12 protein-coding genes are annotated in these 15,237 nt (G+C 52.1%); 10 read left to right on the top strand and 2 right to left on the bottom strand.

What is annotated here, in order from left to right; genetic code table 11:
* Window positions 1–6 precede the first annotated feature (6 nt).
* Entirely contained in the window at window positions 7–501 is a 495-nt protein-coding gene (locus COW20_17205; GenBank protein ID PIW45982.1) for a hypothetical protein, read from the top strand.
* 48 nt (window positions 502–549) lie between these two features.
* Here COW20_17205 and COW20_17200 read toward each other — a convergent pair whose 3' ends face one another.
* A complete protein-coding gene (locus tag COW20_17200) occupies window positions 550–1,881 on the bottom strand; it encodes a hypothetical protein (protein ID PIW45981.1) in 1,332 nt (443 codons plus the stop codon).
* Window positions 1,882–2,093: 212 nt separating this feature from the next.
* On the opposite strand from COW20_17200, the gene COW20_17195 reads away from it, so the two are divergent.
* From COW20_17195 to COW20_17155, 9 genes are all read left to right on the top strand, one after another.
* Complete coding sequence (locus COW20_17195) at window positions 2,094–3,020, top strand: hypothetical protein (GenBank protein PIW45980.1); 927 nt, start codon at window positions 2,094–2,096, stop codon at window positions 3,018–3,020.
* A gap of 3 nt (window positions 3,021–3,023) precedes the next feature.
* Window positions 3,024–4,895 (top strand): asparagine synthase (glutamine-hydrolyzing), encoded by a 1,872-nt coding sequence (asnB, locus tag COW20_17190; protein ID PIW45979.1) that lies wholly within the window; start codon window positions 3,024–3,026, stop codon window positions 4,893–4,895.
* Window positions 4,892–5,665 carry a hypothetical protein gene (locus tag COW20_17185; protein ID PIW45978.1) on the top strand — a complete coding sequence of 258 codons (774 nt, stop codon included), beginning with the start codon at window positions 4,892–4,894 and terminating at the stop codon, window positions 5,663–5,665. The genes asnB and COW20_17185 overlap by 4 nt, the downstream gene beginning before the upstream one ends.
* Window positions 5,665–6,486, top strand: coding sequence for a hypothetical protein (locus COW20_17180; protein ID PIW45977.1), 822 nt, complete (start codon window positions 5,665–5,667; stop codon window positions 6,484–6,486). Before COW20_17185 ends, COW20_17180 begins: the two co-directional genes overlap by 1 nt.
* A complete protein-coding gene (locus COW20_17175; protein ID PIW45976.1) occupies window positions 6,483–9,416 on the top strand; it encodes a hypothetical protein in 2,934 nt (977 codons plus the stop codon). Before COW20_17180 ends, COW20_17175 begins: the two co-directional genes overlap by 4 nt.
* Window positions 9,417–9,541: 125 nt before the next feature.
* Window positions 9,542–10,465: a MarR family transcriptional regulator gene (locus COW20_17170; GenBank protein ID PIW45975.1), complete on the top strand. Its 924-nt coding sequence runs from the start codon at window positions 9,542–9,544 to the stop codon at window positions 10,463–10,465.
* An 87-nt stretch (window positions 10,466–10,552) separates the two neighbouring features.
* Window positions 10,553–12,169, top strand: a complete 1,617-nt coding sequence (locus COW20_17165; protein ID PIW45974.1) for a peptidase U32 — start codon at window positions 10,553–10,555, stop codon at window positions 12,167–12,169.
* Window positions 12,170–12,175: 6 nt separating this feature from the next.
* Window positions 12,176–12,913: a hypothetical protein gene (locus COW20_17160; protein ID PIW45973.1), complete on the top strand. Its 738-nt coding sequence runs from the start codon at window positions 12,176–12,178 to the stop codon at window positions 12,911–12,913.
* Window positions 12,914–12,963: 50 nt separating this feature from the next.
* A complete protein-coding gene (locus COW20_17155; GenBank protein PIW45972.1) occupies window positions 12,964–14,688 on the top strand; it encodes a hypothetical protein in 1,725 nt (574 codons plus the stop codon).
* Here the strand turns inward: COW20_17155 and COW20_17150 are convergent.
* Window positions 14,679–15,113, bottom strand: a complete 435-nt coding sequence (locus tag COW20_17150) for a hypothetical protein (protein ID PIW45971.1) — start codon at window positions 15,111–15,113, stop codon at window positions 14,679–14,681. The genes COW20_17155 and COW20_17150 overlap by 10 nt on opposite strands.
* Window positions 15,114–15,237: the final 124 nt, after the last annotated feature.

The following is a 15,237-nucleotide window of genomic DNA, read 5'->3' as shown; positions in this document are numbered from 1 at the left end:
ACCCCCATGAGCATCACCTCTATTCAAAGCAATCCTCAGCTTATCACCCCCCAAGCCCCATCTGCCCCTCCCGCAGCCAAAGCCCCAGTGGCCGAAAAACCAGTATCTGAAATTCAGGGTGATTCTGTTGAAGTGAAGAAAAGTGCGCTCAATGGAGCGCTTCGGGGCGGTTTAACAGCGGCTGGAGCTGTTGCTGTTCCTGGTTTGCTGTATATGGGCGCTGCACATGGCATTGAAAAGACCTTATCTATGTATTTGGCTGGTGGTGGGGCAGCTATTGGTGGATTAACCGGTGCCGTGGCAGGTGCTGTGGCTTCTCAAATGACCGATAGCCCCTGGAAAGGTGCCGTAATTGGCGCGATTACCGGAGCGGCTACAGGTGCTGCCGTATTGGGTGGCATTGGTCGCAGTCTGAATGGCGCAGGCACAGGCGCTGCGGTTGGAGCGGTTGCTGGTTTGATAGGTGGTGTGGCTGGAAGTTTCGCCACCGAAAAGAAATAGTTTTTTCCAATAAAAAAGCCCCTCGTTTGAGGGGCTTTTTTATTGGGGCTACCAGCTGGCGTCAACAATACAATAGAGGTAGCCACCGGCAGCGATCAGGATTTCTCCTTGATTGGAGATCGCCGGAGAACTGAAAACCGCATCTCCAATATTGGGATGGGTATAGGTGGCTCCCCCCCCGCTGGTAATGCCTTCGGGAAATTTTTTACCTGCCAAGTTGGGCTCACCGATATACAAAGACCAGGCGGGTTTGCCTTTGGCAGCACTGAGAGAATACAAGCCCCCGTCATGGCGGGGAATAATCACCAGTTCACCACTCAAAGCGGGAGAGGCCCATTGGGGAAACATTTCAAAGCCCAGGGCCGTACTGCCCAGGGCTTTGCCTGTATCGGCTCGAATGGCAATGACTTCGTTGGAATAGGGTTCGGCATAGATCAGCAAATCTTTATAGAGTACTGGAGAAGTACGGATATTTCCCCAATTGCTGCGGTCATTATTGGCATCACCCTGCCAGAGCTGTTTGCCTGTGCGGATATCGAAGGCCAGGAGTGCAGGGGTGGGGTAGAGGGTATCGCGGGCAAAGCCAATAATCGCACTTTGTTTATAAATCGTGGCCGAAGCATAGACTTCAACAGGGGTTTTGTATTCGCCTTGGCTGTACTCGGGGTAGAGTTTCTGAATGTCTTGCTGCCAGCGGATCTTCCCTTTCAAACTCAGGGCATAGACCTTGCCTGCCGTGGTTCCTAAAATCAGACGGTCTTCTGCCAAGGCTGCCCCTGCGCGAATGGCGCCTTCTAATTGTGTTTTCCAGAGAATTTTTCCACTCTTGGCATCCAAGGCAAAGAATTGACCTTGGTTATTGCCGCTATAAACCACACCTTGATGAACCAGCAGTTGGTAGGTGGTCGAACCCAAGGCCGTTTTCCATTTCTGAGTACCTGAGCCAGCTTCAAGGGCCCAGACGGCTCCTTCGTCGCCAGTGGCATAAACCGTATCCTGATCATAGGCAATGCCATTGACATCATTGCCCGCTGGCGCATACCAAAGTGCTTTTCCGCTCTTCAAATCAAAGGCATAGACCCCATCGGTTTTTAAAGATTCACTTTCATTGCCCTCTTCAAAATCGGGCATTTGCCAAAGATAGCCAGAACTGCCAATAAATACTTTCTGGTCGGCAATCAGGGGGGAGTTGAGCCACCCTGAAACGCCGACAGGCATTTTCCAGCGAATGACAGGATCCTTCACGCTGCGGGAGACCTTGCTTTGACCTGTGTGTTGAGGATCTTTCTGAAACATGGGCCAATCGGCTTCTGCTGCCTGAAGCGGAAGGCTCAAGGCCAGGCTGAGCAGACTGGTGGAAATAAGGGTTGGCAATTTCATGCAGGTTTTCCTTTCAAAAGGGCGTTTGTTTTCATTATTCCTTGAATCCAGGTAGGCTGGCAAATCAAATTCTCAGTTAGTGTTTGGCGAGAAGCGGGTAACTTTGCAAGGGGGCTGGATTTTATCTGGCTATTTAGTGTAAAATTTACATATAATAATCCCTGGTTCAAAAAATCAGGTATAATCAGAAAATCTTGGGGTTGTGGGGCTTTATGACAGAGATGCAGGCATTGATAAAAGCAAAGGGCACGGTTTCCCTGCAAAGTGCTGCCCAGCCTCAGCTCACGGGTTTAGATCAAGTCTTGATTCGGGTGCATACGGCCGGTTTGTGTCGTACAGATTTGGCGGTGATGCGCGGACTCTTGCCGACTCCTGAACCTTTGATTCCTGGGCATGAGTTTTCGGGAACCGTGATTGCTGTTTCTGAAGGGGTCAAAGACCTAAATCCAGGCCAACGGGTAACGGCCATGCCCGTTTTGCCTTGTTTTTCTTGTTATGCCTGCCGGGCCCGGCAACACGAAAATTGTTTGCAGGCTCAAATCTTGGGCGTTCACTGTGATGGTGCCTTTGCTGAATATCTGGTCTTGCCTGCGGCTCAGGTTTATGCCTTGCCCGATTCCCTGAGCTGGGAAGCGGGTGCTTTTGCCGAACCCGTGGCTGCCGCCGCTGCAATCTTGGATGCGCCGATTTCAGTGCAGATGACAGGCGCCATTTTGGGGCGGGGCCGCATTGCTGAACTCAGTGAGAGGCTTTTGCGCTCCCAGGGTTTTGATAAAATATTGCGGGTCGAAAAGGCTTCCGATTTGGAGCCCGACGCCTGCGACTGGATGATTGAAACGGGCTTGGCAACAGGCGATCTCTCCCCACTCTTAAAGTCTTTGCGACCGGGCGGGCAACTGATCGTGAAATCCCGTCACTTGCCCCAACTTGAGCTTTCCCCCGCGCTCTTGATTCAGCGCAGAATCCGTTTGCAGGGCGTGTACTATGGTTCCTTTGCCTGGGCGATTCAGTGGCTAGAAGCGCATCAAAGCCGGCTTCAGGATTTATGGGGAGCTGTGCTTCCGGCCCAGCAGTGGGAAAAAGCCATCGCCCTGGCTGAAGCCGGTGAATCTGCTAAAATATTTCTGCGTTGGAACTGAGCCATGTGTGGCATTCTCGCTTACTATGCACAGGCAGGGGTCAAGCTTCGCCAATTGGAAGCCGGTCTTTTGCCCTTGCGTTCACGTGGCCCCGATGGAGCGGGCCTTTGGTTGAATTCCGATCAGACCTTGGGTCTGGCGCATAGCCGGCTGGCAACCCGCGATCTGAAAAATGGCCAGCAGCCCCTGCATGCTCCCGAGGGGCTCAGTCTGGTGATCAATGGCGAATTATACGGGGTCGAAGCCCTGCGCCAGGAACTGTCTGCCCAGGGGTTTCGTTTTCAGACACTATCTGACAGTGAAGTGGCTTTGGCGCTTTATGCCCGTGATGGCTTGGATTTTTTCAAACAATTGCGTGGGGAATTTGCTCTGATTCTTTGGGATCAGCCCCGTCAAAGATTGATTGCGGCCCGTGATCGCTTTGGTATCAAGCCTTTGGTTTATCACCAGGCGGCTGACTCCTTGGTTTTGGCTTCGAAAGCCGCTGCCCTCAAGGCTTGCGGCCTTTCCCTGGAATGGGATCTGCTGAATTTGGCCCAGATCAGTTGCCTGCAATATCCCCTGCCCGATCGCTCGCTGTTTAAGGGGGTGTACAGCCTGCCTCCCGGACATTTCCTGCTTTGGGAAGATCAGCGTTTGCAAATAGCGCCCTATTGGGAAATGGATTATCCTGAGCGCTCTGAGCTGAAGTTTGAAACAGCCGAACCCTTGATTCAGGAGCTGCGGGAAATTTTAACGGAAGCTGTTTCCCTGCGTCTGGCGGCAGATTATCCAGTTAGTTCGTATCTAAGCGCAGGCTTAGATTCCAGCCTGATCACGGCTTTGCGCGGAGATCTGCAAACCCCGGCTTTTTGCGTCGGGTTTCCGGGCTGGGAAGGCGATGAATCTGGGCTTGCCCAGGAGACAGCCCAGGCCTTGGGCCTTCCGCTTGAAACCCTCTCTCTGAACCACGAGCTCTTGCTGTCTGAATTGGCCCAAACAGCTCTTGTGACAGAGGGACTGGCGATCAATGCCCATGTCACTGCCCGCTATCTGCTCTGCCGCAAAATTCAAGCCCTGGGCTATAAAATTATGCTCACAGGGGAGGGGGCCGATGAACTCTTTGGGGGCTATGCACATTTAATCGAAGATCTGTATCCGGGCACAGGCTCTCGCGAATTGCAGGGCATGCATCTGCCCTTGGGCCCCCCCTTGGCGCTGCCTTTGCTGGAAGCTGAGCTGGGGACTTTGCCGACTTTTATTCAGGCCAAAGCTTCTTTAGGCGCACGTTTGCGCAGTTTGCTCAGCCCTGACTTTCGGGCCTCTGTTTCACTGCCTGAAATCCAGCAGACCTTGCTTCAGTACTTGCCTGTGGAGCAGATGCGCAAATGGCATCCCTTTCACCGTTCTACCTGGCTATGGAGCAAACTGGCTTTGGCGGGTTATATTCTGCCTACCGTGGGGGATGGCGCTGAAATGGCGGCGGGAATTGAGAGCCGTTTGCCCTTTTTGGATACCCGTCTGTTTGAACGGGTGCGCACTGTGGCCCCTGAGCAATTGGTTCAGCCGGGGCGTGACAAAGCACTCCTGCGTGAGGTGGCCCGCCCCTTTCTGCCTGAAATGGTTTTGAAGCGCTCCAAGGCGCCATTTTTAGCCCCTTCTTTGCTCAGTGAAAATCTGCAAAAAACGCCCCAAAGCTGGTATGAACTGCTTGAGGTTTTTTTTCCAGACCCCCTGCCAGCTTTTATTGATCGTGCAGCCCTGCATCAGCGATTACAGGTATTGGCCCTGGCTGACCCCTCGGCGCATCAGGCCTGGGAGCCTCCTTTGATGCTGCTGGCTTCAGTCTGTGCCCTGGAGCGGCAGCTGATCGGCCCAAGTGAGGGGATGAAATGACGCAGAAGAATTGGTGGAAAACGTTTTATACCCAGCATTTTGCTGAAATCATGCTGGCCTCTGAGCCGTCTTATCTGGAATCTGCCCGTAGCTTTATGTTTCGACATCTGCGGCTGCAGCCGGGGCAACGGGTTTTTGATCAGTGCTGTGGAATTGGCAACCTCAGTTTAACCCTGGCAGAAGCTGGCTTGCAGGTCTACGGCATTGATCAGAGTGAGGCCTATATCCTTGAAGCCCGCAAACGCGCTCAAGCGGCAGGCCTTGCCTGTGAATTTGAAGTGGCAGATGCCTTTGAATTTATTCTTTCCCCAACCTGCGATGCGGCGATCAATTGGCACACCAGTTTTGGTTATACCCCAGATGATCGTCAAAACCGGCGCATGCTGGACGCTGTCTTCGCATCTCTGCGTCCGGGGGGATATTTTCTGCTGGATTTTATCAATCTGCCCTATGTTCTTCAAGATTTCCGCGCTACCATGATCTCCTATCATCCGTCGCGGGAAGGAGAGGTGCAGGTGCAGCGTGATTCTGAACTGGATCTGAAACAGGGACTGATGACCCAAACCTGGCGTTTTCGGTATCCCCACCCCGAAAAAAATATTGAAATTCAAGGGGCCACCCGGCTTTATCTGCCCTATCAACTGGGGGATCTCTTGCAAGAGGCGGGCTTTGAGGTGCTTGATTATTTGGGGGGCTTGGACGATCAACCCCTTTCCCTGGCGACTCCCCGCTGTATCTGTCTGGCACGCAAACCAGAGGATACCCACTGATGCAACTGCTTGCACCAGGTTTGCACCCCTCTCAGCTTTCAGACTATTATGCCGGTGCGCTGACCCTCTTGCATCCTTCTCCCCGTTCGCTCAAGCTGGTTGCACTTTTGCAGAACTATCTGCAGCAGGCTTTTTTTCCTGCCCCTGATCCACAAAGGGCCCATTGTTTTCTGGGCCCCGACTACCTGCGTTGGCGCGTGCATAATCTGCGCCAGAAAATTCAGCAGGATCGTGCTGTTTTGCGGGTTTTAGCAGAAGTTATAGCGGAATTGGAACTGGCTTCAGATCTGTGGGTCGATTTGCCGCGCCTGCGCGCGGTTGCCCCCCAGATGCATCAGATTCCGGCTGCGGCTCCTGCTTTCAGTGCGCATCGGGATACCTGGTATGCCAATCCGGCAGCCCAGATCAATCTTTGGATTCCGCTGGGGAATTACGCTGCAGATCAGTGTTTTGTTTTTTACCCTGACTATTTTGAAAAGCCTGTAGCCAATGATTCTGAGTTTTTTGATTATCAGGATTGGCTTGAACAAGTCGGTTGGCAAGGCCTTCAGGCCCCGCCTGAAACGGTCTATCCCCAGGCTTTGCAAAAGCCAGAAGGCCCGCAGTTTGGGTTTGCCTGTCAGGCTGGACAGCGCCTGCTTTTTTCAGGCACCCATTTGCATCAGCCCCAACCCAATCAGCGTGACGAGATCCGTTTTAGCTTGGATCTGAGAATGGTTTCTTTTGCCGCTCAAGCAGCCGGAAGCGGGGCACCCCAGGTAGACAATGCCAGCCGTGGCTCGACCTGGCCTGATTTTGTGCCTTTGGAGAATTGGCGATGAGTGAAGTTTTTCAATCCTTTATTGAGGTCTTGGCTGAACGGGTTCAGAACCAGGGAACCCTGCCTGCTGTGTGTACCCCAGAGCAGACTTTGAGTTACGAGCTGCTTTGGCAGGAAGCGGGCAAAATTGCAGGTTTTTTGGCTGAAGCGGGACTGGAACCCGGAGAACGGATTGGACTCTGCCTGCCCAAATCTTCGGCCTGGGTAATTGCGCTGATAGGGATATGGCGCGCGGGCATGGTGATGGTTCCCCTCGACCCCCTGGCTCCCGCTGATCGTCTGGAATGGCTCTTGAATCATTCCACTTTGGCGACGGTTTTGGGTTTGGGGGCTCCACCTGCGGGAATTCCTCTGGGGCGTTGGCTGGATCTGGCCTTGGCTGCCGATGCCACACCCCGGTTAGATTCAGTCTCTCTTCAGGAAGGCGATCCTGCCTATTTGATCTATACCTCGGGCTCTACAGGCACCCCCAAGGGCGTCTTGCTTCCCCATCGGGGTTTGGTGCCTGTTTTACAGGCTCAGATTGAAGCCTTTGAACTGCAAGCGGGGGATCGCTTTCTGTGGCTGCTTTCGCCGCTTTTTGACGCTTCGCTGTCTGATGTGGGAACGACCTTACTTTCAGGGGCCACCCTCTGTCTTGAAGCGGGTCTTGAAAAAGATTTGGGACGCCTGTATCAAAGGCTCAAGGGCTGGCAGATTACCCATACGGATTTGCCGCCTTCGCTTTTGCCTTTGCTTCAGATGGCAGAATTTCCGACCCGTTTTAAAACCTTGATTTTGGGGGGGGAGCCCAGTTCTCCTCCGCTTCTCAAAACCTGGGCGCGTAAATTTCGCTTGATCAATGTCTATGGGCCGACTGAAACCACGATTTGCGCCTCACTTTGCCAGATTGATGCCGAAACATGGGAGCATCCACTTTTGGGTAGACCTTTGCCGGGCTTTGGTTTTGCGGTATTGAATCCTGAGCTTGAACCTGTGGCTGAGGGCGAGACCGGCGAGCTTTGGATCTCAGGGCCTGGACTGGCCTTGGGGTATATCAGTGCCTCGCGTCTGACACGAGAGTGTTTTCGTGAATTGAATGGTCTGCGCAGTTACCGCACAGGCGATCGGGTCAAACTTTTGCCTGGCCCAGACTATGTTTTTCTGGGAAGAGTGGATCGCCAGTTGAAATGGCATGGGCAACGATTGGAGCCTGAAGAAATTGAAATCTGTCTTTTGCAGTTTCCGGGAATGCGCCGGGCAACTGTTTTTCTACAGCAGCAAGGCAGCCAAGATGCAGTTCTCACTGCCGCACTTCAATTTCAGCCAGGCGTTGATACAGCCCTTGAACCGGTTCGGGCCTGGGCACAGGAACGCCTGCCGGCCTGGATGCAACCCGTGCGTTGGCAGGTACTCAGTGACTGGCCGCAAACCTCCAGTGGCAAAACAGATTTTGAGGCTTTGCAAAATTTGCAGTTTGTTGCTGAGGGACTTTCAATCCCTGTCAATTCTGCTCAGGAGGCTTTGATTCTGGCTTTGTGGCGGGAAATTTTGCAAAATCCTGACTTAAGCGCAGAGCAGTCTTTAGACGCCCATTCTCTGCAAAAATTAGAATTTTTGGCCCGCTGTAGTTTAGAGGGGCTGCATCTGGACCCTGAGCGTTTGGCTCAATCTCAGAATGTGCGCGGCCTTTCGCAATGGTTGAATCAAAGCCAGAGCCAAGGCATGTCAGTCGAAACCTTGCAGGAAGATGTGGTTTTGAGTGCTTCCTGGCGGCGAACGCTGGAACAGGCTCAGACCCGGCATGGAAGCGTACAAGCCAAAGGAGACAGCCTGATTACAGGAGCTACTGGATTTGTCGGGCGCTGGCTTTTGCGTCAGTTGCTTGAAGAGAGCAAAGGGCCCGTTCACTGTTTGGTGCGGGCCAGTTCTGTTGAAGAGGGAAAAAAACGTATTCTGAAAGCGTTGGAGACAACCGGCCCGCTAAAAAAAGACTGGGAAAAACGCCTGATCCCCTGGTGTGGTGAATTGGAAGCTGAGCAATGGGGCTTGCCCAATCCCTCCTGGAAGCGCCTGGCGCTGGCGGTAGATAAAATTTTTCATGGGGCTGCGCGGGTTCATTTGAGTGAACCCTATGATCGCCTGCGGGATGCCAATCTGGGGGGAACCCAGACCGCCTTGAAACTTCAGGCCACGGGGCGCAAAAAAATCCTACACTATCTGTCGACTCTCTCGGTTTTTGTGGGCACTGATCGCAATCAGGGAGAAGCTTTTGAGGCCGATGATTTGAGCCAGACCCGCTATCTTTTGGGGGGCTATGCGCAAAGTAAATGGGCAGCAGAAGCCTGGCTGCGGCATACTGCAGCCCAGGCCGGTCCCCTGCAGATCTACCGTTTGGGGCTGATCACCGGAGATACCCGCACAGGAACCTTTCCCGAGCAGGATTGGTTTCAGTTGATGACCCGTGGCCTGGTGCATTTGGGCTGTCTGCCTGAAGATTTGGACGCTGCCTGGGCTTTGGACCTGACCCCTGTGGATTATGCCGCCCGAGCGATTTTTCAATTGGCGAAAAAAGCAGAAAAAACCCCTGATTTACAGACCTTTCATATTGCCAACCCACAACCTCTGCGCTTGGGGGATTGGTTGAAAGCGATGCTGAGCGCTGGAATTCGGCTTGAAATTCTCCCGCGTGCTGAATGGCGACTGCGCTTACAGGCTGCTTTGCAGAGTTGTACCGGCCCTCAGACTGCGGCTGCGCTGATGGCGCTCTGCCGCTTGCTGGGTGAAGAACATTATCAGCCCCTGCGCAGCATGGATCTGTTTCAAACCACAGGTATTCGCTTTGATACCCAGGCTGCTGACCGGATTCTGCATCCGGCGGGGGTTTTCTGCCCGTCTCCCAGCCCTGACTTGTTGCGCCTGTATATTTCGCGCATGCTGCCAGAAAGCTAGCCGTCTTCAGCTCTTTCGTTATACGCTGGACAAGTTCTTTGACTTTTTGTTATTATTAGTTGCATATAGCAACCAATTGGTTGTTGGTTAAAACTAATGAGCCACACTCAATTTTGGAGTCTTTGATGTCTACTTCAGAACTCGCCTTGCTGCGCCAGGCTTCTCGGGAAGTGGTAAGGGAACTTGGTTTTTTACAAAACCACGATTCTCCCACTAAACTTCCGCATTCCCATTGTCATGCTCTGCTGGAACTTGAACGCTGGGGGGCACTCAGCCAACAGGAGCTGAGCCAAAAACTGCTGCTTGACAAATCCACAGTGAGCCGACTGGTTCAGAAACTGCGACAAGCACAATTTGTTGAAGTTCAAGTCGATCCCGAAGACAAGCGCAGTCACTGCGTTTTACTTAGTGAAGCAGGTAAAATTGTTTTGCAGGCTGTACATGAAACTGCCAATCAACGGGTTGTGGCGGCACTTGAAACCCTGAGTCCAGAACAGCGTGAAACAGTGCTCGCTGGTTTTCAGTTCTATGCAAAAGCCTTGAAGGCGTCCCGCCTACTTGCAGAAATTGAATTGCGAGAGATTGCCCCTGAGCACAATCTGGGTCTGGCCCGGCTGATTCGCCAAGTCATGCCCGAATTTGGGGCTGGGGGGCCAGGTTTTGCCATTCACGATCCCGAAGTGGATGCCATGTATGAGAGCTATACCCAGCCCCGTTGTGCCTATTTTGTCATTCTGCGGAAGCATGATGGGGCTTTGCTGGGCGGGGGCGGGATCGCTCCTTTGGCGGGAGGAGATCCCGAGATCTGTGAGTTACGTAAAATGTATTTCCTACCAGAATTGCGCGGGCTGGGAATGGGCCAGCAGTTGATTGCGCGTTGTCTGAACGCTGCACGAGAGCAAGGTTTTCACTCTTGTTATCTTGAAACCCTGGAAACCATGCAACAGGCCCGAGCCCTTTATCTTAAAAACGGTTTTGAGCCGCTTTCTGCACCGCTGGGACAAACAGGCCATTTTGGCTGTGACCGTTGGATGTTAAAGAAGCTCTGAACCCGCGAACTTTCAGGCTAAAACATGGCAAGTCTGAGCGAAGCAAGCGATAATAGAGCTAATTCCTATTTGAAAGAGCCTTGCCCGATGACTGCCAAACCTGAACTGCTGATGCCTGCTGGATCACTTGAAAAACTGAAAACTGCCCTGCTCTACGGGGCCGATGCTGTCTATCTGGGAACCCCGGATATGTCCCTGCGAACCCAATCCAGTATTACCCTCGAAGAACTGCAGGAAGGCGTGGCCTATGCCCATGCGCTGGGCAAAAAAGTCTATCTGACCCTCAACCTCTTTTCTCATAATCGGGATATTGAAAAACTGCCGCGTTTTATCGAGACCATCCGCCAGGTTGGCCCCGATGGGGTGATTGTCGCCGATCCCGGAGTTTTTCAATATGTCAAAGAACAGGCCCCAGAACTTGAATTGCATGTCTCAACCCAGGCCAATGTCTGTTCCTGGCTGACGGTCGATTTCTGGCAGAAACAAGGGGCTGCGCTGGTGGTGATGGCACGGGAAGTCAGCTTTGACGAGATCAAAGAAATTCGCGAACGCTGTCCCAATATCCGCTTGGAAATTTTTGTGCATGGGGCCATGTGCATGACCTATTCAGGCCGTTGCCTGCTCTCCAACTATATGGCCGAACGGGGCAGCAACCAGGGCAATTGTGCGCATTCCTGCCGATGGGATTATAAGGTGCATTTGCGGCTCAAGGATGGCAGTATCAAAGACTTACACCTGACTGAAGAAACCAAAGAACTTTTTGAGTTTTTTCTCGAAGAAGAGTACCGACCCGGTGAGTATTTTCCGCTTGAACAGGACGGGCGCGGTGCGTATATCCTCAATTCCAAGGACCTCTGTCTTTTGCCCCGTCTGCCAGAAATTCTTGAGGCAGGAATTAATTCGCTCAAGGTCGAAGGCCGGAACAAATCAGCCTATTACGTGGCTTCTGTGACACGGGTCTACCGGCTGGCGATTGATGATTGGTTCCGTGATCCTGAAAACTGGAAAGTAGAAGATTATCTTGAAGAGCTTTATGCGATTCCCAACCGTGGCTATAGTCTGGGCTTTCATGAGGGCCGCCTGACCAATCTGGGCCATAATTACTACAATACCCACTCGCTTTCAGACTGGGAAAGCGCGGGCTTTGTCAAAGCCTGGGAAGATGATGCCCTGATTTTTGAAATCAAGAATTTTCTTGAAGCGGGAGAGTTGATTCAGTTTATCTCACCCGGCCTGCGTGTGCCGATTCGGGTGCGCATGCAAAACTTCGAAGATGCGGTGACCGGAAAGATCACCGAAAAAGTATCGGCGGGTCAGGGCAAAGCGATTCGCATCCCGCTTTCTATTTTTCACACCCATACCCCTGAAGAAATCAAAGCCCTCTTGCCGGTCATGAGTGTAGCGCGCAAACAGACGGTTTTGACTGAAGAACATAAAACCCGTTTGATTGCCGATCTTGAGTCGCAATACCTCGAAATTGAAGGCCTGAAAACAGATGTCGCGACGCGTGAAAGCCGTTTGGCTGAAAACCGTGAACTGCAGGCTCTATTCAAGCAGAAAAAGGTGGTCGTAAAAGGCCCGCGTTTGGGCTTGGAGGGCTGCTGTGGCAAAGGTTGCAATGGCTGCCGTCTGTTCTGGTTTGACCCTAAATTTGAAAAAGCCCGTGAAAAACTTGAAAAGAAAACCCTGGCTGCCCGCGTTTGAAACGGCATGCTTGAAAAATTTCAGCGCCTGGCCCCCGGTTTAAATGCCTATACCCTGGCCTTTGATCCAGCTTTGTTGGCTGAAATTCAGGCGGTATTCAAAGGCTCTCTTGAAAACTATTTCAATTTGCCTGCCCAGGCCCGGCTCTTTAAAGGGGGCAAGCTTCTGCGCAAGACCCTTCGGGTGGATGCACAGCGTTGGGATCTCTTCTCCTATGACTGTGATCCCCTGTTTTGGCTTTCGAGCCATGATGAGCGAGGCTTTCAGCCCTTTCAGACTTTTTTTGAGGCCTTGGATTTGACGTCAGATTTAAAGGCCCGATTGGAAATTGCGCATCGGCCTCGGCTTTACTGTGGCTTTTGGGTGTTGGGCAACCGGGCTCCAGCCCCTGTCTGGCACTATGACTATCACACCGGGGCCCAGGCTTTTACTTTGATTACGCCTTTGTTTGAATGGAATTCCGATCACGGCCATTTGCTCTATGAACGCAATGCCGAAGAGACCGCTATCTTTCACTATCGCCTGGGCGAAGCGCTGGTCTTTGGGGCGGGTTTTTTGCACAGCACGGCCCCCTATGCCCCCACGTCTCAATTGCGGGTCTTGCTCAGTCTGACCTTTGGCTCTGATCACTGGAAAGCCTGGCCGATTGTCAAAAAGTCAGTTTTGGCCCAATCGCGTTATTACCATCTGCCCTGTGGGCATGGGCCGGGTTTTTGTCTCTGTCGCTGGAAAGACAAGTTTTGAGCTTCAGTGGCGATAAGTTAAAAAATAAACTTTGATCAAAATACAGAAAAATGTCTTTCCTTTTTAAACTGGTCTGGCTCTTAAGCCTGTGTTGCAGCTTGAATTTGGCTTTTCCCCTGTCTGTTTTTGCACAGGCAGAAGCGCCTGCTCTGCAAAATTATCAGCGCAAATATGTTTCCATCTATCAATCTCAAAACAATCCCTTGGATAGCTTTTTGAGCCGTTATTTTCAACGCGAATTGCCCCGTTTTGATTATCCCCTTCAGGCCTTTGATATGGAATTGTCTTTGCCTGAATTTTTGAGCCTGGCCCGTCAGTACCAGCAGGATCATGCGGGGGAACTGGCTGCTGGTCAGGAATTGACTGATCTGCGTGTCGGCGAGAAAGTGGTTTCCTGGAGTGAAACCCAACGTTTGATGGGGGCGGCCTATGTGATGGCCCCCGACTGGCATTTTGGCCCAATTACAATCGCAGGGCCCGAAAAACCCAAAAACTCTGAAACCTGGTATCTGTCCTTTGAGTCTCAACTGAATTTGAGTTTGCCGGTTTACCATCTGAGAGAGCAGGGCCCTGAGCTGATTGAAGACTACAAGCAGGATTGGAAAATTGTGAGGCTTTTGCCGATTCAAAATCCTGAGGGCCTGCGCCAGCGCATGTTGCGGGAATTGGGTCACGCCCCAGAACTTACAGATGCTCAGGCTTTTTTAAAACAATTGCGTCAGCTTCAACCCTTTCAGCAACTCTTTGCCCGTGTTGAACAGGACAATCCAGCCCCAGCTCTCACCCCTGTGGCGGTGCAGATCTTGGAGCGGGAATTGCAACCCATTCATCAACTCAATCAAGTTTCTGAGCAGGTTTTGAATTTAAGTCTGGGCTCTCTCAGCCTGCTCAACCCCGATGCCCTGGGCCAGGTGAATCAATTGGTGGCAGGGGTAACCTCGCTCTACCGTTTGCAGGAACTGACTGCGAAATTAAAGCGTAACCCAGATTTTGCAATCAAAGGACAGGTCATGGGCCAAGACCCAAAAACCCAGCGTGTTACGCTTTCTCTGCCAGAGGGCGAGACCACAGGCAGTTTGGGGGTGCATCTCGATCAGGGCTATAAAATTTTGGAGTATCAGGGCCCTGAAAAAGGCCAGAAAGAAATTGGTTTTCTCAAATTGAGAGCGTTGGCTGAAAAGGAAGTTTTTGCTGAGCCGATTCTGATGAGTCGTCCTTTTGAAGCTGGAGATCAGTATCAGGAATATGCCAAAACGGATTGGCAGGTGAACCTGAAGGGCGGAATTGGCAGTCTGACCCTGGACCCCCGCCTGGGTCCCCAGGATTTTCAACCCGAGGGCAGTCTCGAAATTCTCTACAGTCTGGCACGTATTTTGGGATGGTCTGAGACCTATTTTCAGCTCAATGGCAGTTTGGGTCAATTGGCCCAGGGCACGAACAGTCTCTTGGCTTTGAGTGCAGAATTGGGGCTGAGCAAACGCTTTTATTTTCAACAATGGGTGTTAGCTTTGGGGCTTCGAGTCGGTCAAATGAATGCTTCTCTCAGCCAGGGTCAGACCCAGGGCTCACTCAGTCAAAGCCTGCTGGGGGGAACAGCTTTTGCCGGACTTTATTATCAGGCCACGCCTGACTTGATTCTGGGACTGGATGCCGGATGGCGCTATTATCCTGCTGATTCTACGCAGTGGAAAGGTCCGCAGCAGGCTGTGAATCTGGGCTATGGGCTGGAAAGCAATGGCCCGGTGGCTGCTTTATTCTTAAACTATCAGTTGTGAAGGGCTTCGATGCTGAGTGCTTTACTGGGGGTGAAGCCACGGGAAAGAAAGCTGGATTTATAATCCTGACCATCGACGCTGAAGGTATAGGTATCAAATGGCCGTTCATGGGTTTCAGCCAAGATTTTGATGTTTTGGGCCTGAGGAAAAACCTGATCGATAACGGTTTCAATCGCAGGGGGCTGACCCGGTGGAAAGCCGCCGACACGAATACAGCCTTGGGCATCTGTTGAGATTTCCAAGGCTGGTAACAATTCAATTTGGGCTAAACTTTGACCCGCATTCACTGTTTTCTGAAGGGTATCACCCGTAGCGAAAAACTTCAGCTGTGAGGGTTTGGGCAAAGGGGGCGTTGGGGGGGCAGATCTGCGTCCGTCGGGAAGACCCGCTGAAAGAGAGAGTGGACGAGATTGTATCTGCACCATGAAAGCATCCTTTCTGCTCCTGGCTGGAAAGAAAGACTGCGATGGGGGAGCCGCTTGAACCTGTTGTATGCAAAGATTATAACAAAATTGTAACAGCTCTACAACCCCCCGAAGTCAAAAAACC

Source organism: bacterium (Candidatus Blackallbacteria) CG13_big_fil_rev_8_21_14_2_50_49_14, from assembly GCA_002783405.1.
GTDB lineage: Bacteria > Cyanobacteriota > Sericytochromatia > UBA7694 > UBA7694.
The sequence above is the reverse complement of the archived record's forward strand: the minus strand, read 5'-3'. Positions and strand labels throughout refer to the sequence as shown.